At 46.3% G+C, this 25,154-nt stretch carries 20 protein-coding genes; 8 read left to right on the top strand and 12 right to left on the bottom strand.

Translation table 11 applies throughout. From position 1 onward, the window contains the following. Window positions 1–4: 4 nt before the first annotated feature. The 3 genes from glnL to xth are packed head-to-tail and all read left to right on the top strand — an operon-like array spanning window position 5 to window position 3,427. A complete protein-coding gene (gene glnL, locus FD971_RS05515; protein WP_215333288.1) occupies window positions 5–1,141 on the top strand; it encodes a nitrogen regulation protein NR(II) in 1,137 nt (378 codons plus the stop codon). Beyond that, complete coding sequence (gene ntrC, locus FD971_RS05510; protein WP_215333287.1) at window positions 1,138–2,589, top strand: nitrogen regulation protein NR(I); 1,452 nt, start codon at window positions 1,138–1,140, stop codon at window positions 2,587–2,589. Before glnL ends, ntrC begins: the two co-directional genes overlap by 4 nt. Further along, window positions 2,582–3,427: an exodeoxyribonuclease III gene (gene xth, locus FD971_RS05505; RefSeq protein WP_215333286.1), complete on the top strand. Its 846-nt coding sequence runs from the start codon at window positions 2,582–2,584 to the stop codon at window positions 3,425–3,427. The genes ntrC and xth overlap by 8 nt, the downstream gene beginning before the upstream one ends. Here the strand turns inward: xth and FD971_RS05500 are convergent. From FD971_RS05500 to FD971_RS05485, 4 genes are all read right to left on the bottom strand, one after another. Further along, window positions 3,417–5,564, bottom strand: coding sequence for a M3 family metallopeptidase (locus tag FD971_RS05500; RefSeq protein WP_215333285.1), 2,148 nt, complete (start codon window positions 5,562–5,564; stop codon window positions 3,417–3,419). The genes xth and FD971_RS05500 overlap by 11 nt on opposite strands. Window positions 5,565–5,630: 66 nt before the next feature. Further along, window positions 5,631–6,491, bottom strand: coding sequence for a bifunctional methylenetetrahydrofolate dehydrogenase/methenyltetrahydrofolate cyclohydrolase FolD (gene folD / locus FD971_RS05495; protein ID WP_215333284.1), 861 nt, complete (start codon window positions 6,489–6,491; stop codon window positions 5,631–5,633). Window positions 6,492–6,497: 6 nt separating this feature from the next. After that, the gene (locus tag FD971_RS05490) at window positions 6,498–7,145 is read right to left on the bottom strand and encodes a response regulator transcription factor (RefSeq protein ID WP_215333283.1); all 648 of its coding nucleotides are present in this window, start codon (window positions 7,143–7,145) and stop codon (window positions 6,498–6,500) included. A gap of 37 nt (window positions 7,146–7,182) precedes the next feature. Continuing rightward, a complete protein-coding gene (locus FD971_RS05485; protein ID WP_215333282.1) occupies window positions 7,183–9,693 on the bottom strand; it encodes a PAS domain S-box protein in 2,511 nt (836 codons plus the stop codon). A 203-nt stretch (window positions 9,694–9,896) separates the two neighbouring features. Between FD971_RS05485 and aceE the strand changes: the two genes are divergently transcribed. From aceE to lpdA, 3 genes are read left to right on the top strand one after another with little or no spacing between them, the layout of a single operon-like run. After that, window positions 9,897–12,593 carry a pyruvate dehydrogenase (acetyl-transferring), homodimeric type gene (aceE, locus tag FD971_RS05480; RefSeq protein WP_215333281.1) on the top strand — a complete coding sequence of 899 codons (2,697 nt, stop codon included), beginning with the start codon at window positions 9,897–9,899 and terminating at the stop codon, window positions 12,591–12,593. A 13-nt stretch (window positions 12,594–12,606) separates the two neighbouring features. Next, on the top strand, window positions 12,607–13,920 hold the full coding sequence (gene aceF / locus FD971_RS05475; RefSeq protein WP_215333280.1) for a dihydrolipoyllysine-residue acetyltransferase: 1,314 nt from the start codon (window positions 12,607–12,609) through the stop codon (window positions 13,918–13,920). Window positions 13,921–13,929: 9 nt separating this feature from the next. After that, on the top strand, window positions 13,930–15,726 hold the full coding sequence (gene lpdA, locus FD971_RS05470) for a dihydrolipoyl dehydrogenase (protein ID WP_215333279.1): 1,797 nt from the start codon (window positions 13,930–13,932) through the stop codon (window positions 15,724–15,726). A gap of 101 nt (window positions 15,727–15,827) precedes the next feature. Here the strand turns inward: lpdA and FD971_RS05465 are convergent, their stop codons facing one another. Continuing rightward, window positions 15,828–16,394: a phasin family protein gene (locus FD971_RS05465; RefSeq protein ID WP_215333278.1), complete on the bottom strand. Its 567-nt coding sequence runs from the start codon at window positions 16,392–16,394 to the stop codon at window positions 15,828–15,830. Between the two features lie 204 nt (window positions 16,395–16,598). Between FD971_RS05465 and FD971_RS05460 the strand changes: the two genes are divergently transcribed. Beyond that, window positions 16,599–17,486 carry a DMT family transporter gene (locus FD971_RS05460; RefSeq protein ID WP_215333277.1) on the top strand — a complete coding sequence of 296 codons (888 nt, stop codon included), beginning with the start codon at window positions 16,599–16,601 and terminating at the stop codon, window positions 17,484–17,486. Window positions 17,487–17,596: 110 nt separating this feature from the next. Next, complete coding sequence (locus tag FD971_RS05455) at window positions 17,597–18,637, top strand: serine hydrolase (protein ID WP_215333276.1); 1,041 nt, start codon at window positions 17,597–17,599, stop codon at window positions 18,635–18,637. Window positions 18,638–18,659: 22 nt separating this feature from the next. Here FD971_RS05455 and FD971_RS05450 read toward each other — a convergent pair whose 3' ends face one another. The 7 genes from FD971_RS05450 to FD971_RS05420 all read right to left on the bottom strand — a co-directional run bounded on the left by FD971_RS05450 (window position 18,660) and on the right by FD971_RS05420 (window position 25,106). Then, window positions 18,660–19,478 carry an IclR family transcriptional regulator gene (locus FD971_RS05450; RefSeq protein WP_371743015.1) on the bottom strand — a complete coding sequence of 273 codons (819 nt, stop codon included), beginning with the start codon at window positions 19,476–19,478 and terminating at the stop codon, window positions 18,660–18,662. 80 nt (window positions 19,479–19,558) lie between these two features. Continuing rightward, entirely contained in the window at window positions 19,559–20,593 is a 1,035-nt protein-coding gene (locus FD971_RS05445) for a quinone-dependent dihydroorotate dehydrogenase (RefSeq protein WP_215333275.1), read from the bottom strand. Window positions 20,594–20,602: 9 nt separating this feature from the next. Next, window positions 20,603–21,349: an arginyltransferase gene (locus tag FD971_RS05440; protein ID WP_215333274.1), complete on the bottom strand. Its 747-nt coding sequence runs from the start codon at window positions 21,347–21,349 to the stop codon at window positions 20,603–20,605. Further along, window positions 21,346–22,083, bottom strand: a complete 738-nt coding sequence (aat, locus tag FD971_RS05435) for a leucyl/phenylalanyl-tRNA--protein transferase (protein WP_215333273.1) — start codon at window positions 22,081–22,083, stop codon at window positions 21,346–21,348. Before aat ends, FD971_RS05440 begins: the two co-directional genes overlap by 4 nt. Window positions 22,084–22,096: 13 nt before the next feature. Further along, window positions 22,097–22,657: an NUDIX hydrolase gene (locus FD971_RS05430; protein ID WP_215333272.1), complete on the bottom strand. Its 561-nt coding sequence runs from the start codon at window positions 22,655–22,657 to the stop codon at window positions 22,097–22,099. Between the two features lie 9 nt (window positions 22,658–22,666). Next, a complete protein-coding gene (locus tag FD971_RS05425) occupies window positions 22,667–24,493 on the bottom strand; it encodes a bifunctional chorismate-binding protein/class IV aminotransferase (RefSeq protein ID WP_215333271.1) in 1,827 nt (608 codons plus the stop codon). 37 nt (window positions 24,494–24,530) lie between these two features. Next, a complete protein-coding gene (locus tag FD971_RS05420) occupies window positions 24,531–25,106 on the bottom strand; it encodes a peptidylprolyl isomerase (protein WP_215333270.1) in 576 nt (191 codons plus the stop codon). Window positions 25,107–25,154: the final 48 nt, after the last annotated feature.

Genomic DNA, 25,154 nt, shown 5'->3' with positions numbered 1-25,154 from the left:
AGAAATGTTGAGCGCAGGTCTGTTGCGCAATTCGTTCAAAGGGGCAGCTTCGGCTGCTCCTTTTTTTCCGACATTGCTTGATCAGATGCCCAATGCCATCGTGGTATTTGAGGCTGAGAACCAACAATTGGTTTACGTGAACCCCGCTGCAGAGTCAGCGTTGGATCTCTCACGCAAATCACTTGAGGGTCAGTCTGTGCACAATCTGTTTGGTGATAATGCCTTCATTAAGCGCATGATTGAAGAGGTTAAAGCAGGGCATGTATCGGCCCAGCGCCAAGAGATGGTTTTACATTCCTTGCCTGGCAGTATTCATCAAGAATCAATTCCTGCGCATGTGGTCGTAGCTAGTCTTGAAGACCCAACTCTGATCATGATGGAGTGGTTTCCGATTGATCAACAGTTGCGTAGCGAGCGCGATGAGCGCGTGACCCAACAAGTCGAAGCAAATAAGCAGTTAATGCGTAACTTAGCGCATGAAATTAAAAACCCTTTAGGTGGTATTCGTGGTGCTGCGCAATTGCTGGAGTTTGAGCTTCCAGAAAAAGGCTTACGTGAATACACTCAAGTCATTATTAAAGAATCAGATCGATTGCAGAATTTAGTCGATCGGTTGTTGGCGCCACATCGTAAAGCACATGCCATGGAGTCGTTTAATGTCCATGAGGCTTTAGAGCGCGTACGTAGTTTGGTCTTGGCAGAGTTTCCGAAGGGCTTGCGGATTATCCGTAATTACGACACCAGCCTTCCAGAGGTTTTGGGTGATCGTGAGCAGTTGATTCAGGCAGTCTTGAATATTGCCCATAACGCCGCTCAAGCGCTTTCAGAAGAGATTGCCCAAGGCAATGCTCAAATTGAATTGAAGACGCGGGTGGCACGCTCAGTCACCATCTCAAAGCACCGTTACAAAATGGCCATGGACTTACATGTGATTGATAACGGCCCTGGTATTCCGGAGGATATTCGTGAGCGTATTTTCTTTCCATTAGTTTCTGGCAGAGATGGTGGCAGCGGTCTTGGCCTCACTCTCGCGCAAACCTTTGTACAGCAGCATCAAGGCTTCATAGCCTGTGACAGTCGTCCAGGTCGGACTGACTTCCATATTCAAATTCCTTATCGTAGGCAGGAGAAAGTATTATGAAACCCGTTTGGATCGTTGATGATGACCAATCTATTCGTTGGGTGTTAGAAAAGGCCCTAACTCGGGAGAATATTCCGCATAAAAGCTTCTCTAATCCAAATGATGTACTTGATGCTTTGGAGAAGGATGCTCCGCAAGTACTCATTTCTGATATTCGGATGCCGCGTGGAAATGGTTTAGATCTTTTGCAAAACGTAAAAGAAAGTCATCCTATGTTGCCGGTCATCATCATGACTGCATATTCCGATTTAGATTCAGCTGTCTCGTCTTTTCAGGGTGGTGCATTTGAATACCTTACCAAGCCATTTGATATTGATAAGGCTGTCGAGTTGATTCGTCGTGCAATTGAGCAGAGCGAGCGCAATCAATCTGGTAATAAAGAGATGAATGGTTGGAGGCAAGATTCTACCGAGATCATTGGCCAAGCACCAGCAATGCAAGAAGTCTTTAGGGCGATTGGCCGCCTGGCTCAATCTCATTCAACAGTGTTGATTACGGGTGAATCTGGAACTGGCAAAGAGTTGGTTGCACAAGCGTTGCATAAACACAGTCCACGCGCTAAAGGTCCATTTGTAGCATTTAGTACCGCTGCCGTACCCAAGGATTTACTAGAGTCCGAGTTATTCGGTCATGAGCGTGGCGCATTTCCTGGAGCATTGACCTTACGTCGTGGACGCTTTGAGCAGGCGGATGGCGGTACTTTATTCTTGGATGAAATTGGTGATATCCCTTTTGATTTACAGACTAGACTGTTGCGTGCATTAACGGATGGCCATTTTTATCGCGTTGGTGGACAGGATCCAATTAAAGCCAATGTTCGTATCATTGCTTCGACCCATCAAAACTTAGAAGCTCGAGTAGCTGCAGGCGTCTTCCGCGAGGATTTATTGCATCGCTTAAATGTCATTCGCTTGCGGATGCCAGCATTGCGTGAGCGTGCTCAAGATATTCCCGTTCTGGCACGACATTTTATGTTGTCTTGCGCCAAGTCTTTAGGCGTAGAGTCTAAAAAACTCTCTGATGATGTCTTAAAAGAGATCAGCGTCATGCCATTTCCAGGAAATGTGCGTCAATTAGAAAATCTGTGTCACTGGTTAACGGTGATGACGCCATCAAATGTCATTGGTGTCAGTGATTTACCTGCCGACATTTTGGCTGAGGCGGGTGAGCAACCCGTTTTATTGCAAGGTGAATCCAATCCCTCGACTCCAGTTGTCACAAAGTCTGGCTCAGTGGATTGGGAGGGTGGTTTAGGGCGCTTAGCAGTCAAAATGCTACAGGATGGTGATGTGGAGGTATATGACGTTCTCTGCTCTAAATTTGAGAAAGCTGTTCTACAAGCAGCCCTAGAGGTAACGCGTGGAAGACGCGTAGAAGCTGCTCAGCGACTAGGTATTGGTCGAAACACGATCACCCGTAAATTGCAGGAGCTGGGCATCGATGGCTGAGTCGGTCCGAATAGCGGCATGGAATGTAAATTCTCTGAAGGTCCGTTTACCCCATGTTCTAAAGTGGTTGCAAGACCAAGAGCGGGCTAAAGCACCTATTGATGCCCTATGCCTTCAAGAGCTCAAACTTACTGATGATAAGTATCCTCATCAAGAGCTTGAGGCAGCAGGTTATCTGAGCATTGCTGCAGGTCAGAAAACCTATAACGGTGTGGCTATTATTGTTCGCAAAGCCGCATTGGCTCCAATTGCTACCGATCATGAAACCACTTTTCTAAAACCGATCCGAAATATTCCCGGCAATACGGATGAGCAACAGCGCATCTTGGCGGCCACAGTTTGCTTTAAGGGGATGCAACCCATTCGCCTGATCTCAGCCTATTTCCCTAATGGGCAGTCACCAGTTAGCGATAAATTCCAATATAAATTAGCGTGGTTGAAGGCGCTGCAAAACTGGCTCGCTGATGAGCTTCAGCAAAGTCCACGCTTAGCCCTGTTGGGGGATTTCAATATCGCACCTAGCGATGAGGATGTGCACGATCCCTCAAAGTGGGTTGGACAAAATCTAGTATCTCCACAAGAGCGGGAAGCATTTCAGCAGCTGCTCAATCTGGGGTTTACCGATTCTTACCGCATGTTTGAGCAAGCTCCCAAAACCTTTAGCTGGTGGGACTATCGCATGATGGGTTTTAGAAGAAATGCCGGTATGCGGATTGACCACATTCTATTAAGCGAGGCCCTCAAAGAAAAATGCACAAAAAGCATTATCGATAAAGAGCCACGTACTTGGGAGCAACCTTCAGATCATGCTCCGGTGATTGCAGAAATTACAGTCTAAATTCTGACTGGGTTACTAAACCGCCATGACGTAGTAGGGCGTCAATACTCGGCTCTCTGCCTCTAAACGCTTTAAATGATTCAGCTGCAGAGCGACTACCGCCAACCTCCAAAATTTCTTGGCGATAACGAACACCTGTTCTCTGATCAAGCACGCTTCCAGTAAGTTTTGCTGCTTCCTCAAAAGCAGAGTAGACATCTGCAGAAAGGACTTCTGCCCACTTATAGCTGTAATAACCAGCGGCATACCCACCAGCAAAAATATGACTAAAGGTGTTGATCCAGCGTGAGATGGCTGGCTGAGGAATGACATTGAATTGATCTGCAATACTTCTTGATAAATCAAGTACTGCATGACCCTGAGCTTTTTTAGCATCGAAGCTGGCGTGTAAGCGCCAATCCGTTAATGACATGACGACCTGGCGCAGTGTCATATAGCCATTCTGGAAATTCTTGGCGGCAAGCATCTTATCAAACAAGTCCTTAGGAAGTGGCTTGCCGGTTTCAGCGTGGGCAGTCATTTTTTCTAAGACTTCCCATTCCCAGCAGAAGTTTTCCATAAACTGACTTGGTAATTCCACGGCATCCCATTCCACGCCATTGATGCCGGAAACACCTAAGGCACTCACTTGAGTTAATAGATGATGCAGGCCATGACCACTTTCGTGGAAGAGGGTAATGACATCATCATGGGTAATGGTTGGTTGACGCAGTACCCCATCCACTTTTACTGGTGGAGCAAAGTTGCAAACTAAATAGGCTACCGGTACTTGAATCTCTCCATTGGGCAATTCTCTACGGCCGCGCGCATCATCCATCCAGGCGCCACCACGTTTACCAGGACGGGCATAGGGATCTAAGTAGAAATAAGCCGCAATCTTGCCTTCAGCATTCTTAACTGAGAAGGATTGAACATCTGCATGCCAGGTTGGTAGATCAGCGCTCTCAATCTTGACGCCAAACAGAGTCTGAATAACTTGAAAAAGGCCGTCCAATACTTTGGGTAAGGGGAAGTATTGCTTGAGCTCGTTCTCGGAAAATGAGTAGCGCTCTTGCTTCAATCTTTCAGAGGCAAAGGCGATATCCCAAGGTTCTAAGCCATTCGCAATAGCCAATTCAGTTTTGGCAAATTCTGAGAGCTCTTGCCAGTCTTTAAGGGCAAAGGGTTTTGCTTTCTGTGCAAAGTTGCATAAGAAGGCATCTACCTCCTCGACGCTACTGGCCATTTTAGGAGCTATGCTTAGGGCTGCGTAGTTTTTAAAGCCAAGCATTTGCGCTTCTTCATCACGCAGTTTTAATTGCTCCAGCATATTGCTGGTGTTATCCCAATCTAATTTACCTTTTGAGAACTCAGGCGCCAGTTCAGAGGCTCGAGTGACATAAGCCTCATACATCAGACGTCGCAGTGGCCGATTCTCGGAATACTGCATGACGGGGTAGTAAGACGGGAAGTGCAGAGTAAAAGCCCAGCCCTCAAGACTTTTTTGCTGAGCTGTATCTGCGGCTGCAGCAATGGCGTCTTCTGGTAAGCCTACTAATTCAGATTGATTAGTGATGACATGAACAAAGCTATCCGTTGCATCTAAAACATGATCAGAAAATGCTTTGCCTAACATAGCCTGCTCATCTTGAATCGCAGAAAACCGCGGCTTTTCAGCATCACTGAGCTCTGCACCCCCAAGGCGAAAATCTCTCAAGGAGTTCTCTATCACTTTTTTCTGTGCTGCAGAGAGTGTTGCATAGTCAGCACTTTGACTAAGCTCTTTAAATTTTTGATACAGCGCTAGGTTCTGGCCTAGGCTTGAGAAGAATGCGGTGACCTTAGGCATCATCTCCCCATAAGCCGCTCTCAGCTCAGGAGTATCTGCAACACTATTTAAATGCGATACAACACCCCACGATCTACTCAGTGATTCAGTGGCATCTTCAAGGGGTTCAAGCAAGTCATTCCAGTTTGCCGAAGTACTTGGGCTAATGGCATGAGCTACTGCTTGTTCCGCTTGTTGGAGCAGGAAATCAATTGCAGGGCCAATATCTGAGGGCTTTACTTCAGAGTAGGTGCAAATACCTCTTCCAAATGCAATTAAGGGATTTTGTTGAAGTTCAGCAGAAGGCTTGAAAAGTGTAGATGTGGTCATCCCTATAGCTTAATGGACGACGCAATCTTTTGCTATTTCATTGCTAAAGACGCCGAGTCTAAATATCTAGTTAGATGGCTTAGCTGCTTTTTCTGCAGCCTCTAGTGTGTTCATCAACAGCATGGTGATAGTCATGGGACCTACGCCACCCGGCACCGGTGTGATCCAGCCAGCCACATACTGGGCCGCATCAAAATCGACATCGCCACACAGCTTCCCGTCAGGCATGCGATTGATGCCCACATCAATCACGACGGCGCCATGTTTCACCATATCGCCAGTAATCATTTTAGGTTTGCCAGTCGCAACTACCAAGATATCCGCATCCTTTGTGTGGTGCGCCAAATCACGGGTTTTGCTATTGCAAATAGTGACCGTGGCACCAGCCTGCAACAAGAGCATAGCCATGGGCTTGCCCACAATGTTCGATGCACCCACGATCACGGCACGTGCGCCACGAATAGGGTATTCAATACTCTCAAGTATCTTCATGCAGCCATAGGGAGTACAGGGCTTGAATTCAGGCTGGCCTACCATCAAGGCGCCAGCATTAGCCACATGAAAACCATCCACATCTTTTTCTGGTGCGATGGCTTCTAATACGCGCTCAGCAGCAATATGCTCAGGCAGGGGAAGTTGAACCAAAATGCCATGAATAGCAGGATCAGCATTTAGTGTGGCGATACGAGCTAGTAATTCTTCTTCGCCTAACTCGGCAGAATAGCGCTCAAGCACAGAATGAAAGCCGACATCTTCGCAGGCCTTCACTTTATTGCGGACATAAACCTGACTTGCTGGATTCTCTCCAACAACGATGACCGCTAAGCCAGGTCGAATGCCTTTGGCGGTAACGATTGCACCACGCGCAGCAATCTCAGTGCGTAATTTTTTAGATAGGGCGACACCGTCAAGTAACTGTGCAGGCATGACAAATTAATTAGGTTGTGGATCAGAAAGGGCTAAACGAAGCAAGTCAGCAACGGTATTCACATTAAGTTTCTCCATGATATTGGCGCGGTGCGCCTCTACCGTTTTGATGGAGATGCTAAGGTCATCTGCAATCTGCTTATTCAAGCGACCCGCCACAATGCGCTCGAGAACTTGGCGCTCGCGGCCAGTGAGTTTGCTTAAAAGGCTTTGGGTAATCTTGCGTTGGCTGGCTTGAGAATAGTCAATGCGCGCTTTTGCCAGCATTCGATCTACTAAACCACAGAGATCATTTTCTTTAAAAGGCTTTTCAATAAAATCGACCGCGCCACGCTTCATAGTGGATACGGCCATAGAGACGTCGCCGTGACCAGTGATAAAGGCAACTGGCATTGGCAGATTTTCACTAATTAAGCGCTCTTGTAATTCAAGGCCAGACATGCCTGACATTCGGACGTCTAATATTGCGCAAGAGATCGTGGATTTATCAGTGCTTTGAAGAGACTGCAAGAATCGCTCGGCACTTGCATGACAGCGCACAACGTAACCATTGCTTTCTAATAGCCAAGTGAGGGAATCACGAACTGCTTCGTCGTCATCCACTACATAAACTACTTCAGCTTGATTCGGTTTGGTGGTGGCACTGATATTCATATTAGCTCTCGCAGATAAATCTAAAAAAACACATAAATTAACTCATGGCCTTTGAACCTGTTGGCTCTAGGGGTAATAGTATTGTAAAGGTGCAGCCCGATAGCTTTGTATGTTCTGCGTCCATCTGATTTTTAGCCCAAAGACGGCCCTGATGAGACTCGATTACGGAACGACAAATATTTAGACCCATGCCCATACCATCGTTTTTAGTGCTGAAAAACGGCTCAAACATGCGTTCTATGACTGATTCAGCGATTCCGGCGCCGGTATCTGTTACCTGAATGCGTAGCATTGCGGGAAAAGTACTGGTATCTAAGTCAGCCGAAATTCGAACTGGGGGAGCGGACCAGCGCGAGGAAAGAGGGTAAACCTCTCTCATGCTGTCCAAAGAATTCTTAAGGAGATTGACCAGGACCTGCAGAATTAAGACCGGATCCACATCAATCGTTGGTAGATTTTCTGCAATTTCAGTAGCAATGTTCAGTCGGTGGCGATGCGCCTCAATTTCTACTAAGCCAACTGCATCATTAATAATTTCACTGATATCGCAGGATTTTCGTTGAGGCTCGCTGCGTTTAACAAAGCCCTTGATCCGTTGAATAATGGTGCCCGCTCTGTGCGCTTGATCAGAAGCCTTTTCCAATGCAGGAAGAATATCTTTTTGCAAAACAGGATCAAGCTGCCCTTGTAAACGTTTAACAACGCCCATGCAATAGTTGGAGATGGCAGCGAGTGGTTGGTTTAATTCATGAGCTAAGGAAGAGGCCATTTCACCCATCGTGGTGAGACGACTAGAGAATTGCATGCGCTCTTCTTGCTGACGCGCTAAATCTTCTGCTTCAATACGAATCGTAATATCAGTAGCAATCAGTAATTGCGCAAGATGTCCATCTACCCACGGTACGAAACGTCGGCGGACTTCATACCATTTTGTAATGCCCGTAGATTCATTGAGCAATTCAATTTCTTCGGACTCTGTCTCTGGATATAGGGAGGAGGGAGGTGCGCCCTCTGCTAGAGCTTGAGTTGTGTTTGGTCTAATATCGCTGCCGGCTAAATCAAAATGGCCTTTGGCAGAATTTCCAAATCGTTCGCGATAAAAGCGATTGGTAAACAATAAGTCACCAGTCTCGTTTGAGACTACGGATACAGCTGCATCTAGTCCTTCCAAAACAGTCACAAAGCGTTCCTGCGAGGCAGCTAATTCTTCACGAATTTTCTTAGGCTCTGAAATATCAATTAAAGATGTTACCCAACCAGTCTGTTTGCCTTTTTCATTAATTAATGGGGCAATAAAGGTACGCGTCTGGATGATTGATCCATTGCGGTGCAGGATTGAGCCCTCGACACCAATCTTTTTTTCCTGATTGATTGCCAGCTTGAGAGCATGATTCATTTTTTCGGTGAGCGCACTCTTTTGGTCGTCTGGCCAAAAGGCAAAAGGGGGGCTTAGTCCAATAAGCTCTTCCGCTGACCAGCCCGTCATCTCGCAAAAGGCGGGGTTGACATAGGTGATCTTCTTATTCATATCGTGCGCACGAATACCCACTGGGGTGGAGTTTTCCATCGCGCTACGAAAATTGGTCTCTGCCCGCAGATTTGCTTCAGCCTCTTGGCGAACTTGCATCTGTTTTAAGACTGACCATAAGCTCCAAATCACGAAAGCACTTAAACCGAGCACTACGCCAATCAACATTCTGAATGTCAAATTTGTTGCTGGAGGATAGGTATCAATTCTGAGGCTGAGATTAGGACTCAGTACACCAATGTCGAGACTGGTTTGATTGCTAAATGCACGCTTTGGCGTATTTTTATCTGACGAGATTGCTAAGACCTTATCGTCATCCGTCAGCAAGGTAAAACGATACTGCCCTTTGAGTTCACCCGGGATCATTTCCAATAGTCCTTGGGTTGTGTACAGGACCGCGACCATGCCTTTTATTTCATTGCCGGAGATTTGAGGCACTGTTTGCCAAAACACATTACGAATTTCTTTTGAGATCATTTCATCACTGGGAACCTCTAATGAAATGAAATGGCTAAATGCGGGCCTATTAGTAGCCGCGCTGAGTTCAAGTGTTTTTCTTAGGGCTTGGTTAAGGATCCCGGCGTTATTCACTTTATTGAACCAATCTGTTTTCAGATTATCTGGCGGAATTCTCCACTGACGCTCAGCGGTTTCGTTGAGCCAAACAATTTGCGCAATTTCATGATTACTCTGCAGAAGATTTTCTGCCTGAATAATCACGTTTTCCCTTAACTTGGCAGAGTCTCCGGCGCTAACGTAGTCCCGCCCGATTGATTGCAATACATCGGTGTTGTTCGCAAAACGCAATTGGATGCGTTGTTTCGCAAACGAGAGTTCTCGGAAAAGAGCCGACTCTTGCTGACTTTTTTCCTGCATTTGTAGGGTGCCCATGATGACGCCCATCACACTGGTAAACAACACAATTGCTAATAACGGTGTGTAGACAAGCTTGAACCCCCGTATTCGACGGAGCCACTTCACAGGCTTGAGTTGCCAGATTGAAAATGCGAAATTTTTCATGTAATCGAGCTATTTTGCCTGATGGATGGCCTTATCTACGTTATTTAGCTGTTCTGTTTCATTCGATTGCAATGCAACAAAATCCCACATAGTGAGAAATACTATCATTATGTGGAAAATTGCTTGTTTACACCCATAGACCTTCCTAGAATATTGCCTATAGAGTGAATAAATAAAACCGATGTGAATAATGGAGGCAGTTTATGGCAGCAGTTCCAGATCAAATTTTGGGTAGCGCAGGCAAGCAAGATGCGGATCCCGGTGAAACCCAAGAGTGGTTACAGGCGCTTGATGGCGTTATTCGCAATGAGGGCCCAGAGCGTGCTGCCTATCTTATTGATCAGCAAATTTCTCATGCGCGAGTTAATGGAGTTAACCAGCCGTTCCATGCTGAAACACCTTACATCAACACTATCCCAGTAGAGCAGCAAGCACGACTACCTGGTGATCAAAACGTTGAGCATCGAATTCGTTCATATACCCGTTGGAACGCGATGGCTATGGTCCTGCGCGCTAATAAAGATACCAACGTTGGCGGACACATATCTTCATTTCAGTCTGCAGCAACTTTATATGACGTCGGCTTTAACCATTTTTGGCGTGCACCCTCACCTGAGAATGGTGGTGACCTGATCTTTGTTCAGGGACATTCAGCTCCAGGCATTTATGCCCGTGCTTACATGCTGGGCCGTCTCTCGGAAGATCAGCTCAATAACTTCCGTCAAGAAGTTGGCGGCAAGGGTATCTCTAGTTACCCACATCCTTGGTTGATGCCTGATTTCTGGCAATTCCCAACAGTGTCTATGGGTCTTGGCCCAATCATGGCAATTTATCAAGCGCGCTTTATGCGCTACATGCAAGATCGTGGATTCATTAAGGCAGAAGGTCGTAAAGTCTGGGCCTTCTTGGGTGATGGTGAAACAGATGAGCCAGAATCACTCGGCGCAATTGGTATGGCTGGCCGTGAAAAATTAGACAACCTGATTTTTGTAGTGAACTGCAACTTGCAACGCCTTGATGGTCCGGTGCGCGGAAACGGCAAGATTATTCAAGAGCTCGAGAGTGAGTTCCGTGGCGCAGGTTGGAATGTGATCAAAGTGGTTTGGGGTGGTCATTGGGATGCGCTATTCGCACGCGACAAAAAAGGCATCTTGATGCAGCGTCTAGGCGAAATCGTGGATGGTGAATATCAAACCATGAAGGCCAAGAGCGGTTCTTATGTTCGTGAAATCGTATTCAATACTCCAGAACTAAAAGCGCTAGTGAGCGATTGGAGTGATGAGGAAATTTGGCAACTGAATCGTGGCGGTCATGATCCCCATAAAGTTTTTGCAGCATTTCATTCGGCTGTTAACCATAAAGATCAACCTACGGTAATTTTGGCTCATACCATTAAAGGTTACGGTATGGGTGGTTCAGGTGAGGCCATGAATATTGCTCACCAAGCTAAGAAGATGAATGCGGATGACGTGCGTCGTTTCCGTGATCGCTTTGAGATCCCAGTGAAGGACGAGCAACTCGACGAAATGCCTTTGGTGAAATTCGCTGAAGGCAGTCCAGAGCTTGATTACATGAAAGCTCGCCGTCAAGAGTTAGGCGGCTACTTGCCACAACGTCGCATGAAAGCGGAAAGCTTGCCAGTTCCTGCGCTTGACGTATTTGCACCATTGCTAGAAGCCACTACTGAGGGTCGTGAGATCTCCACAACGATGGCTTTTGTGCGTATGCTCAACACAATTGTGCGCGATAAGATTTTGGGTAAGAGGGTAGTTCCGATTGTTCCAGATGAGTCCCGTACCTTTGGTATGGAAGGCATGTTCCGTCAGCTTGGTATCTGGAATCAGTTAGGTCAGCTATACACCCCAGAAGATCATGATCAATTGATGTTCTATAAAGAGGATAAGACTGGTCAGATTTTGCAAGAAGGTATTAACGAAGCGGGTGGTATGTGCGACTGGATCGCCGCCGCAACTTCGTACTCTACCCATGGCGTACCGATGTTACCTTTCTATATCTTCTACTCCATGTTTGGTTTCCAGCGGATCGGCGATCTCTGCTGGGCTGCTGGCGATATGCGTAGTCGTGGTTTCTTGCTAGGCGGTACTGCTGGTAGAACGACTTTGAATGGTGAAGGTCTCCAACATGAGGATGGCCATAGTCAGGTATGGAGCGCTGCAATTCCGAACTGTATTAGCTATGACCCTTCATTCTCTTTTGAAGTGGCGGTAGTCATTCAAGATGGTATGCGTCGCATGTTGGCTGAACAAGAAGATGTGTACTACTACATCACCTTGATGAATGAGAATTATGCTCATCCAGCAATGCCAAAGGGCGCTGAACAAGACATCATTAAAGGGATGTACAAGTTGAAATCCGTTGGTGATGCCAATGCCAAACTACGCGTACAACTTTTAGGTTCGGGCACGATCTTCCGCGAAGTCATTGAAGCGGCTGAGATCTTGCATCAAGATTGGGGTATCGCTTCTGATTTGTGGGGTTGCCCAAGCTTTACTGAGCTAGGTCGCAACTGGAATGCAGTTCATCGCAATAATCTGCTTAACCCAACAGTGGCACCTGCTTTATCGCATGTTGAGAAATGCCTCAAAGATACTGTCGGTCCAATTGTTGCTGCTACTGACTATGTACGTCTATTTGCAGAGCAAATTCGTCCAGCTATTCAGCACATGGGTCGTCGTTTTGAAGTCTTAGGTACTGATGGTTTTGGTCGCTCCGATACTCGTGAAAAGTTGCGCGACTTCTTTGAAGTGGATCGTCGCTGGGTTGTATTAACAGCTTTACGTTCATTGGTAGATGCTGGCCAGATTGATCGTCAAGTGCTAGCCGAAGCGATTAAGAAATATGAAATCGACATCACTAAACCAAACCCAATGACGGTTTGATAAGAGACAGACTATGAGCCAACTAATTGAAATTAAAGTCCCGGATATTGGGGATTACAAAGATGTGCCCGTCATCGAGGTATTGGTAAAGCCGGGTGACCGAGTTGAGAAAGAACAGTCGATTGTTGTTCTGGAATCAGACAAGGCAACCATGGACGTTCCTTCATCGCACACCGGTGTTGTTAAAGAGGTCAAGGTGAAGGTGGGTGATTCAATCTCAGAGGGTGCCATTGTTTTGGTGCTTGAAGAGAGTGGTTCCGCAGCATCTCCATCTCCTGCACAAGCTGCTCCCGTTGCAGCGCCAGCAAAAGTTGAGCCTGCTTCAGCCCCAGCTCCTAAAGTAGAGCCACCAATTGTGCGTGCTCCTGCACCTCCGCCGATTAGCAATACTCCAGTTGAGGTTGATCCTACGGCAAGTCATGCAAGTCCTTCTGTGCGTAAATTTGCTCGTGAACTTGGTGTTACTGTTCATCAGGTTAAGGGTTCTGGTCCAAAGGGTCGAATCACTCAGGAAGACGTTCAGGCCTTTGTGAAGGCGGCAATGAGTGGTGGTGCTGGCAGTGGATCCAGCGCATCAGGCGGAAGCCTAGGTGGCCTGAATCTCATTCCTTGGCCAAAAGTTGATTTTTCTAAATTTGGTGAAACAGAGCGTCAGCCGCTCAATCGCATTAAGAAATTGACTGCGGCAAATCTGGGTCGCAACTGGGTCATGATTCCTGCTGTGACGTATCACGAGGATGCCGATATTACTGATCTTGAAGCATTTAGAGTTCTTACTAATAAGGAGAATGAAAAGCAGGGCCTCAAAATTACCATGTTGGCTTTCTTGATGAAAGCTGCCGTAGCTGCTCTCAAGAAGTTCCCTGAATTCAACAGTTCTATCGATGGCGATGACTTGGTATTGAAGAAATACTTCAATATTGCGTTTGCTGCTGATACACCGAATGGTTTAGTTGTTCCAGTGATTCGTGATGCGGATAAAAAAGGGATCTTTGAGCTGGCTCGTGAAACCTCCGAATTAGCTGCGCTAGCGCGTGATGGGAAATTAAAGCCTGAGCAAATGCAGGGCGCTAGTTTCACAATTTCATCTTTGGGTGGTATTGGTGGAACGTATTTCTCACCAATCGTTAATGCACCTGAAGTAGCAATTTTGGGTGTCAGCAAAGCTGCTATGAAGCCGGTTTGGGATGGCAAGCAATTTGTTCCCCGTTTAATTTGCCCACTGTCACTTAGTGCTGACCATCGCGTGATTGATGGCGCCTTGGCAACGCGTTTTAATGTCTATATCGCTCAGCTCATGTCCGACTTCCGTCGTGCAGCGCTATAAGGAGAAGATATGGCTAAGCAAATTATTCTCGTTCCAGATATTGGTGATTATTCAGATGTGCCGGTAATTGAAGTGCTCATTAAAGTAGGTGATGTTATCGAAAAGGAACAGCCTTTACTTGTTCTGGAATCCGATAAAGCAACCATGGAAGTTCCAGCAGACGCTGCCGGAACTATTTTGAGTATTGCAGTTAAAGCTGGTGACAAAGTCAGTAAGGGAAGTGTTGTTGCTGAAATTGAGGCGGGTGCCGTCGCTGCACCTCAAGCATCTGCTCCTGCGGCAACGCCAACTTCAACTCCAGCCCCTGCTCCTGTAGAGGCTCCGGTAATCAGTGCACCAATCGCAGGTCAATATAGCGGCAAGATTGATCATGAGTGCGAAGTGCTTGTCTTGGGCGCTGGACCTGGTGGCTATAGCGCTGCATTTCGTAGTGCCGATTTAGGTATGAGTACGATTCTGATTGAGCGTTACTCCACTTTGGGTGGCGTTTGCCTAAACGTGGGTTGCATTCCATCAAAAGCTTTACTTCATACCACTGCAGTGATGGATGAAGTCAAGACAATGTCTAAGCATGGCATTACCTATGGCGCTCCTAAAATTGAAATTGATCAATTGCGTGGCTACAAGGATTCCGTCATCGCTAAGTTAACTGGTGGTTTGGCTGGTATGGCTAAAGCGCGCAAGGTTACCGTAGTGCGTGGATTAGGTCGTTTCTTGGATGCAAATCACGTTGAAGTCGACCTGACTACAGGAGATGGTCAAGATGTTTCTGGCCAAAATGAAGTGATTCGTTTTCAGAAAGCAATCATTGCTGCTGGAAGTCAGCCCGTTAAGTTACCGTTTTTGCCAGAAGATCCCCGTATTGTGGATAGCACTGGAGCGCTCTTGCTTAAGAACATTCCAAAACGCATGCTCGTTATTGGCGGCGGCATTATTGGTTTAGAGATGGCTACCGTCTACAGCACTTTAGGCTCACGTATTGATATTGCTGAAATGATGGATGGCCTTATGGCTGGTGCAGATCGCGATCTAGAAAAAGTCTGGGAGAAATTTAACGCTGGCCGTTTTGAAAACATCATGCTTAAAACTCGGGCATCAAAAGCTGAAGTGAAGGCTGATGGTATTCAGGTGAGTTTCGAGGGTGAGAGTGCCCCAGCAGAGCCCCAGACTTACGACTTGGTGTTGGTTGCAGTAGGGCGTACGCCTAATGGTAAAAAGATCGATGCATCAGCTGCTGGTGTCATCGTGGACGAGCGTGGATTTATCCCCGTCGATAATCAAATGCGCACGAATGTAAACAATATCTTTGCTATTGGCGATATTGTTGGTCAGCCTATGCTTGCGCATAAAGCAGTGCACGAGGGTCACGTTGCGGCTGAAGTAGCTGCTGGTGAAAAATCTTATTTCGATGCTAAACAAATTCCGTCGGTTGCCTATACTGACCCCGAGGTAGCTTGGGCTGGGTTAACGGAAGAGCAGTGCAAGGCCAAAGGAATTGCTTATGAGAAGGGTTTATTCCCATGGGCTGCTAGTGGCAGGGCTATTGCTAATGGTCGGGATGAAGGTTTCACCAAGTTGATTTTTGATGCGACTACTAAGCGCATTATTGGCGGTGGAATTGTAGGCACCCATGCCGGTGATTTAATCGGCGAAGTGTGTCTTGCGATTGAGATGGGGGCTGATGCTGTTGATATCGGTAAAACGATTCATCCACATCCAACTTTGGGTGAGTCGGTTGGCTTGGCTGCAGAGGCTGCACACGGCCATTGTACTGATTTGCCGCCAGTGAAAAAGAAGGCGCATTAATAAGTTTCTCTGTAATAACCTGCTGCAATAAAAAAGCCCCGAGAGATCGGGGCTTTTTCTTACTGCTTCTGATGGATCAAACACGCATGACACTAGACAGATTATTTTTTCTTAGTGGTTTTGCTTGCTGGCTTCTTGCTTGTTTTGATTGTTTTCTGAGCAGCGCTCGGTGTATTGCTCAAATTGGTCTGAGCAATCTCTACCGCATGTTTAACTGCCTTTTGGCTAGTTTCGAACACGTTCGTTGCAGATGCAATTGCTTGTTTGATTGCAGTTACTGCGGCATCAGATCCTGCTGGTGCATTCTTCGTCCAATCCTCAACCAATGCATTCATCTTTTTCTGTCCAGCTTGAAACTCTTGTTCAGCAGATTTGGTAAAGCTAGCTTGTGTTTCATGGGCTAATTCATAAAGATGGCGGCTATAAGCCATGATTTTCTCTGCCATCGGTTGAACTGCCTCTGCCTGATGGGCGAGGAGTTGCTGAATATCTTTCACTTCTAAAGCTTTCTTGGCGCTGCTCATGCTGTCACCCAGGCTTTGCTTTGCAATCTGCATATTGAGCTCGACTAATTTCTCAATGCTCTTCAGTGCTTGATTAGTCAATCCACTCAGAGTTTCTAAATTGGCTTTTTGCGCTGCTGTAATTTGTTCTGGCGTTAAGTTCATTTCATTCCCTTTCTGGTTGACTCGCTCTACCTGCTCACTATGAGCTCTATCGGGTCATTGTCAATTCAAGTTTCCCTATTTTACATTAATTATGATGCAGTGCAACATAATAAGTTGCCTGCCTACGCAAAGTAGTGAACGCCAATAAATAAGCCTAAAATCGAAGATTAAAGAAAAAAACTCCATTATTTCAATAAGTTATTCATGAGATTAAAGCTAGACAGCCTAATTGCACCGCTATTTGTACTGATTTGGAGTACTGGCTTTGTGATTGCACGTTTAGCTATGCCATATGTAGAGCCTGCCACCTTCTTATTTTGGCGCTTTGCAGGGGTTTTAATGGCTATGGCATGTCTCAGCTTAGTCTGGAGAATCAGTTGGCCTAGCTGGTCTCAAATGAAGCACATTGCCATTGCTGGGATATTGCTGCAGTTTGGTTATCTTCTAGGTGTTTGGTTCGCGGTTCGCTTGGGCATGACTGCTGGCTTGGTCGCCATCATCGTAGGTCTACAGCCCATTTTGACTGCTTGGTTTGCGGCCTGGGTTTCTGAAAAAGTGACCGGTCGTCAATGGATTGGTTTGGGCTTTGGATTTGCTGGCGTGGCATTGGTGGTGGCTGAAAAAATTGGCTTTGCACACATTCCTCTATTTAGCTATGTGCTCGCGTTTGCCGCATTACTTTCCATCACGTTTGGCACTCTGTATCAAAAGAAATTCTGCCCAGTCTTTGATCTTCGTGCCGGCTCATCTATACAGTTTGGCGTCTCTGCTGTCCTTTGTTTTGTCTGCATGTACTACTTCGAGTCTGGAGTCATGGTGTGGAACGCTTCTGTTATCGGCGCTTTGCTCTGGGCAATATTTCCGCTATCGATCGGATCAATCAGCTTGCTTTTCATGATGATTCGTAAAGGTGCAGCGACTAAAGTAACGAGTCTTTTGTATCTAACACCGCCGACTACCGCAGTGATGGCTTGGTTCTTATTTGACGAGCCTTTTACATTAATGATGGCAGGGGGCTTATTGCTGACCATGACGGGTGTGATATTGGTTAATCGCGGGCAAACAAGGATAGTTGCAACGATTGCAGAATAGACCTTGCCATCCAACAAGTGAATTGACTGCCCAGGCGGGTGATAATTGGTCTATAGAATTAAAAGTTATTTATCATTCAGTATGTTTAAAGTTTTGGAAGGTATTTGGGGATGCGTTTGAATCGATTTTGGCTAATCGCTCTTGTTGGACTCATGTCATTTGGCGTAGCCACCTCTTTTCAAGTCAGCGCTGCTAATGCGGATACCAAAGCTGCGAAGACATCCAATGCACCTGCTAAAACTACTACCAAGGTAGAGGTGAAGAAGACTGCAAAATCTTCTAAGAAATCAAAAGCAGTTCGAACTACGGTTACCCGCTCTAGTGAGCCAGCTGTCGCAGCCAGACCTTCATTTGCAACTGCGCTGGGATTGCGTGGTCAGAATGATGACCTCAGTCTGAAATCCAGTGTAGCGATGGTAGTAAATCAAGATACTAAAGAAGTGTATTTTGAAAAGAACTCTTCGGTAAGCTTGCCGATCGCCTCTATCACCAAGCTCATGACAGCAATGGTTGTACTGGACTCTAAATTGCCGCTTGATGAAACACTCGTCATCAATGCAGATGACGTGCATATTTATCGATCATCCCGTCTCTCAGGAGGAACTGTCCTGACGAGAGAAGAGGCCTTATTGCTGGCGTTGATGTCATCGGAAAATCGTGCAGCATATACACTCGGCAGAAATTATCCAGGTGGAATTCCAGCCTTTATCGATGCCATGAATCGCAAGGCTAAAGAGATTGGGATGACGCACTCTCACTTCGCCGATCCTACTGGTCTTATGAGTGAGAACGTATCATCCGCTGAAGATCTCGCTCGCATGCTGGGCGCTGCTTATCAATACAAAATGATTCGCGAGTTCTCTACTTGGCCAGATCTGACGATGATGATCGGCAAGCGTCCTCAGAAATTTCTTAATACCAATCGTTTAGTGCGTGCTGGTGATATGAATATCGGCTTACAAAAAACTGGCTTTATTAATGCTGCTGGCAAGTGCTTAGTCATGCAAGCAAGAGTTAACAACACGCCACTGCTATTGGTGTTCTTGGACTCAGTTGGTACGCAATCGCGTTTTGCGGATGCCGTGAGGGTGCGTGATTGGTATGAGCGTATGCCTTCTGGAGAGCCTGTAGCAATTCGTCGCTTAATGTAAGACTCTGAAGCGAAAGTAATGCTTAGGAATTGCTCTCGCTAACTTTGGGTTTGTAGCCCATACCTTTAGAAATTTGCAAGGCCGTATCTTGTAATAGCTTTAACCAATCTGCCTGAATGCGGTCGGTTGGAGAGCTTAGTGATAGTCCTGCTACCAACTTTCCACTGTCATCAAATATCTCGGCAGCTACACAACTCACGCCGAGTTCTAATTCTTCATTGTCACGTGCGTGACCTAATTTGCGAACTTGATTGAGTTCTGAATCTAACTTACCCAATTCAGTAATGCTATTGCGAGTATGACCAGCTAAACCAGTACGCGTGACATAAGCGCGTACTTGACTAGGATCATCGCTTGCTAGAAATAATTTACCCACGGATGTGAGGTGTAGTGGAGCGCGTCCGCCAATGGCGCGAACAACTTGCATTCCAGAGCGTTCACTATAGGCTCGATCGATATAGACAATCTCATCACCTTGTCTCACGGATAGATTGATAGTCTCGCCAGTGAGCTTGTGTAGAGCACGCATGGGGGCTTGGGCAGCCTCGCGAACTGATAAACGGGCTTTAACTAAGTTGCCTAGCTCTAGCAACTTAAGACCAAGTCTATAAGTGCCGCCATCGCCACGTTCCACTAGGCGACAGGCCACTAAGTCATTCAGGATGCGGTGAGCTGTAGAGGGGTGGAGATCGGTCTCTTCAGCTAGGTTTTTAAGGCTAGCAGCCTCTTCATGTATGGCTAGAGCATCCAGCAGGTTCATCATGCGCTCGACGACCTGAATCGCTGTTTTACCAGCCTCGCCGGGTACTTTTGACATTTTTTCGGGTTTGCTTGCACTCATGCGTCAATTGTAGCGATTTTTGCTGAAATTGCACAATATGAAATACAGTTTCAATGCTAAAAAAGATGTCTAAAGCCTCATTAAAAGCTTTTTAATGCCTTTACACACTCGGAAATCAGTTTTGGGCCGCGGTAAATCAGGCCACTATAAAGCTGCACCAGACTAGCTCCTGCTGCCACTTTCTCTTGCGCATCTTTTCCGGAGAGGATGCCGCCAACGCCAATAATTGGAATTGCATCACCCAAATACTCTTTCAGATTTTTGATAACCACCGTCGATGCTTGGCGAACAGGGGCGCCTGAGAGTCCGCCAGTTTCCTCTCCAAACTCGAGCCCTTGAACAGCATCCCGAGCAATAGTGGTGTTGGTTGCAATAATTGCGTCGATCTTGAACTCCAGTAATAAATCAGCAATCAGCTTGACATCGTGTTGATCAAGATCAGGAGCGATTTTTAAAAAGAGAGGCTTACGAACACCATGCTGATCGCTCAGCGCTTCTCGCGCTAAATGTAGAGAGCCTAACAAAGAGCGCAACATATCTTCGCCTTGAAGGGCACGTAAATTCTGGGTATTAGGCGATGAGATATTAACGGTAATGTACGAAGCAACTTCATAGACTGCTTCCATGGCTGCGACGTAATCACTAGCAGCATTCTCGATCGGGGTGCTCGCATTCTTGCCAATATTTAAACCAACGATGCCGCCATTTTGCCAATATGCCGAGTTACGGACGCGCTTAACGCAAGCATCAACACCATCGTTATTAAAGCCCATGCGATTGATGATTGCTTGAGCTTGAGAAAGTCGAAACATACGGGGCTTTGGATTGCCGGGTTGTGGTTTGGGTGTAACGGTGCCGATTTCTAAAAAACCAAATCCTAATGCGCCTAGTGCATCAATATGTTTGCCATCTTTATCAAGCCCCGCTGCAAGACCTACTGGATTTGGAACGGTAATACCGCACATGGTCCTTGGATCATTGGCTGCTTTATCTATCAAGAGAGGTAATAAGCCCCAACGCTGCGCACGATCGAGAGTGCTGAGGGTAAGGTTGTGAGCTTGCTCTGGGTCTAAAGAGAAAAGCCAAGGGCGAAAAAGGGGGTAGCTATCGATCATAGGTGGATATTATGGCCCAACGATGGGTTGCCAATGATCATCTACCAATCCTTCAATAGGTTGATACTTGGCTTTGTAGGACATTTTTTGACTGTCCGCAATGTAATAGCCAAGATAGAGGTAAGGAAGATTTAATTCCAAAGCCTGTTGAATTTGCCATAGGATGCTAAAGCTTCCGTAACTAGCGGAGGTGTTGCTGGTATCAAAGAAGGTGTACACAGAGGAGATGCCTTGATCTAAGACATCAATCATGCTCACCATACGCAAATGCCCAGGTTGAGAATCATTGGGACCATCCCGAAATTCAACAATTCTGGAATTGACGCGACTTTGTAACAGAAACTGCATGTACTGGTCTTGTCCATCTTGATCCATATCACCACCTGCATGACGCTCATTTTGATAGCGTTGATACAGCTGGAAGTGTTCTTCTTGGTAACCCAAGTTCAGAACGCGAATATCCAGGCCAGCATGTTTTTTCCAGGAGCGTTTCTGACTGCGATTGGCTACAAAGTGCTTCACTGGGATACGGGTTGCAGTGCAAGCATTACATTCATCGCAATAAGGGCGGTAGGTATATAAGCCGCTGCGACGAAATCCCGCATTCACTAATTCACCATATAAATCCGCATGAATTAAGTGAGAGGGTGTAGCTACCTGTGAGCGTGCAGTTTTTCCCGGCAGATAGCTGCAGGGATAGGGGGCTGTTGCGTAGAACTGAAGTTCAGTTAGGGGAAGCTCTTTTAGTAGTGTCATAGCCAGTGACGCAGAATTGCCTTATCAAATTTCCAGGGAATCTCTATATTAGTTTGCTTTAAGGCAATCTGCAGATGAGCTAAAAATTCATCACGAGAAATTGGGGCTGCGCCCAAAGAGTCTAGGTGCGCAGTCTCCTGCTGGCAGTCAATCATTTTGACTTGATGCCCATCACACCAAGCAGCGAGAGCGGCTAGGGCTATTTTGGATGCATCGGTTTGATGGCTAAACATGGATTCTCCAAACACCATGCCACCAAAAGCAACGCAATAAAGTCCGCCGATTAGTCTGTCAGCCTCTTTTACAGCGATGCTGTGGGCATGACCTTGCTCATGAAGCTGGGTGTACGCATCCATGATTTCATGAGTGATCCAGGTACCGTCTTGATCTTTGCGTCTGGCAGTTGCGCAAGAGCGAACCACTGCTCCAAAATCATCATCTACGCAAATGCTTTTCTGTGGATCGGCTAAAAATTGACGAATCGTTTTCTTGAGTGAGTCGTGGCATTTAAATTGCGTGGGCTTTAAGACCATTCGGGGGTTGGGTGACCACCAGAGAACAGGTTGATTGTCTGAGTACCAAGGAAAGATTCCCATCTGATATGCGCGAGCCAATTGGCCTGGATAAATCCGTTCGCTAACAGCGATCAAACCTGGAACACTGGGATCGGGATCTGGGCAATCCATTGGATTAGGAAAGTCATCCTGAGATCCCAGCCAATTGATGTTACTCATGCGCTTACGAAGACTAGATTTTTTCTGTTGGCAGAATATCTCTGCTGCGAACACCAAACTCAACACCCGAATCAAATACTCCGGCAGTGCGATCGGCAAAGAACCATTCTAGAGTTTGTTTTACTGTTGGGAAAGCAATCTCACTCCACGGAATATCTTTCTCATGAAAAAGGGCAACCTCTAGACTTTCTTCTCCCGCATGAAAATCTGGTGAAGTCATCTTAGCGAGATAAAAGAGGTGTACTTGCTCAGCATGGGGCACATTTAAGAGGGAATATAAAGGACCGATTTGCACAATCGCGCCAGCTTCTTCTTGGGTTTCGCGAGCTGCTCCAGTGCTAGTACTTTCTCCAAGCTCCATAAATCCAGCTGGCAAAGTCCAATAGCCATGCCGAGGTTCAATGGCGCGACGACACAATAAGACTTGATCACCAAAGACGGGAATACTGCCGACCACATTGCGTGGATTGAAATAATGAATAAGCCCACATGAATCGCAGACATGGCGTTCCCGCGAATCATCCGCAGGAATCTTGATGCTAATAGGCGCTGCGCAGTGCGAACAAAACTTCATGCAGACTTTCTAAAAATGGGCGGGGATCAGACCACGTAATGCATTGCTAAGCATAATCTCTTTAGCATGACGCACATCATCAATAGTCAGGTTAGTCTCATGGGCATTGAATTGGGGATCATTCAAGATGATGGATCTCATCACCCCAGGTAGCAGGCCTGCAGAAACGGGGGGCGTTAGCCAGCGATCTTCAGACTTAATAAAAATACTGCTTCTCCCACCTTCAGTAACAAACCCCTGCTCATTAATAAATAGGGCATCAAAGCCACCATGAAGCTCTGCTAGCTTCCAGGCTTGGTCATACAGGTGTCGGCTGCTTACTTTGTGTCTTAACAAGATATTTCCGGAGTACAGAGTTGCTTTACTGGGATCGGGCAGAATGTCTTTTGCCCAAAATATCTTTACTGATTCAGGTAATTGATTAATTGCAGTAATTTGGCAACTGGGTTTGCCGGATAGATCCAAATCTAAGCGCAATCGATATTCAGTATCGCCAGAACAATTGATGCAAGTATCTTCAATGGATTTAATAATATCGGGCATCGAATGGGGGATGCCTAGCGCCAGAGCGGATTGAGTTAAACGGCTCAAGTGAAGTTGAATATGTTGAGGCTTACCCGCGCGAACCAAGATCGTTTCAAATAATCCAATCTCGCTTGGCATCTTGCTCAAGAATGCCGCCTTGATTTGACACTCCTCCCATTCCTGGTCAGCCTCAGAGTCAATCGTAATACCCGCACCAATGCCCAAAGTAAATGTTTTGGTATGTGACTGATTATCTCGATCAATTTCTAAAGTTCGAATAGGAACGCTAAACGCAAAATCTCCATTTGGATCCAGCCATCCCAGCGCACCACAATAATAGCCACGATCTTGCGGCTCTAATTCTTGAATAATTTCCATGCTGCGTTTTTTGGGGGCACCAGTGACTGAGCCACAGGGAAAAACAGCATGCATTACATCCCGAAGATCTGCATCAGGCTTCATCTCGGCTTGCACTGTGGATGTCATTTGCAGGACATCACCGTATCTTGCAACCTCAAAAAGCTGGGGGACTGTGACGCTGCCCGGCAATGCCAGTCTGCTCAGGTCGTTGCGTAATAAATCCACAATCATGACATTCTCAGCTTGATTCTTGGCATCTTCGGACAAGTGTTCTGCTGAGTCACTTAATGCGCTGGCAGTACCTTTCATAGGCATTGCTATTAAAGTACTGCCTTGTTTCTGAATGAATAATTCCGGAGATTGAGATAGGATGTAGCTCGAGTCTTCAGCAATAAATGCGCCAAATCTTCCTGGCTGACGGCCTCTTAATCTGGCATAGAGTGCTAGTGGGTCACCATACACATCGCCGGTAATTCGAAAGGTATGATTAATTTGGTAGCTATCGCCACTTCGGATGTACTCTTGAATTGCCTCAATATCTTTTGTGAACTGCCCTTGATTGACAGAAGAGTGCAGGTTGGCAACGCCAGCAATGTGAGATTCAGGATCGAGGGTCGAAATGTAACTCTGGATAAAAGAATCGACATCTTCTTTGCTCAAGCGCTTATGAGACTTAAAAGACCATGCCCGTATCAAAGGATGCTTGTTGATGACGCGATGTGCAGGCCGTTCAATTCGATGAATATAAAGACCTAACTCATAAGCAAACGCAGCAACTATATATTCGCCTCTGGTAAGAGCTTCTTTAATGTTGAGAAGACATTGGTCAACGGCGGCAATAGTGTCTACATGGCTGGGCTGAGGGTATACAGTCCAGTCTTGTAAAACTTGCTCATAAAGCCGGCTACTGGGATTGGACCGAGTGCTCTGGGCATCATCTAACAAGATCATGATATTGATCGCCAGAGCTCAATTAAGCCATCAGAAATTATTTGAGAACAGTTGCCGATTCAATCGTGACGGTCTTGCTAGGCACGTCAGCCATGCGACCCATTCTTGGCGCTGATGCAACCGAAGTTGGGGTTTTACGAATAGCATCAATCGTTTGAGTACCAGAAATCACTTTGCCGAATACGGTATAGCCATTGCCCATCGCATTTGGGTAATTCAATCCCTCATTGTCTTTTACGTTGATAAAGAATTGCGCAGTTGCAGAATCAGGATCAGAGGTACGAGCCATTGCAATTGTGTAGCTATCGTTTTTGAGACCATTTTGAGCTTCTGAAGCCACTGGAGCATTCGTAGGCTTTTGAGTTAAGTCCGGAGTAAACCCACCACCTTGAATCATAAAGCCATCGATCACCCGGTGAAATATAGTGCCGTTATAAAAACCGCTATTGACATAGTTCAAAAAGTTAGCAGTCGTCTTAGGTGCCTTGACAGAGTCTAGCTCTACAACAAAATTACCCATCGTGGTTTTGAATTCCACTTTAGGGCCGGCAAAGCTTGTTGCACTCGCGAGCAAGCTGGTGATGAGAAATAGGGAGGCGATGATTTTGCGCATGAAGAGAACCCTTAAAATTTAAATAAAAAGACTAATGATTGATTGTAT

Origin of the sequence: Polynucleobacter sp. AP-Ainpum-60-G11 (assembly GCF_018688375.1) — a bacterium.
Taxonomy (GTDB): domain Bacteria; phylum Pseudomonadota; class Gammaproteobacteria; order Burkholderiales; family Burkholderiaceae; genus Polynucleobacter.
The sequence above is the reverse complement of the archived record's forward strand: the minus strand, read 5'-3'. Positions and strand labels throughout refer to the sequence as shown.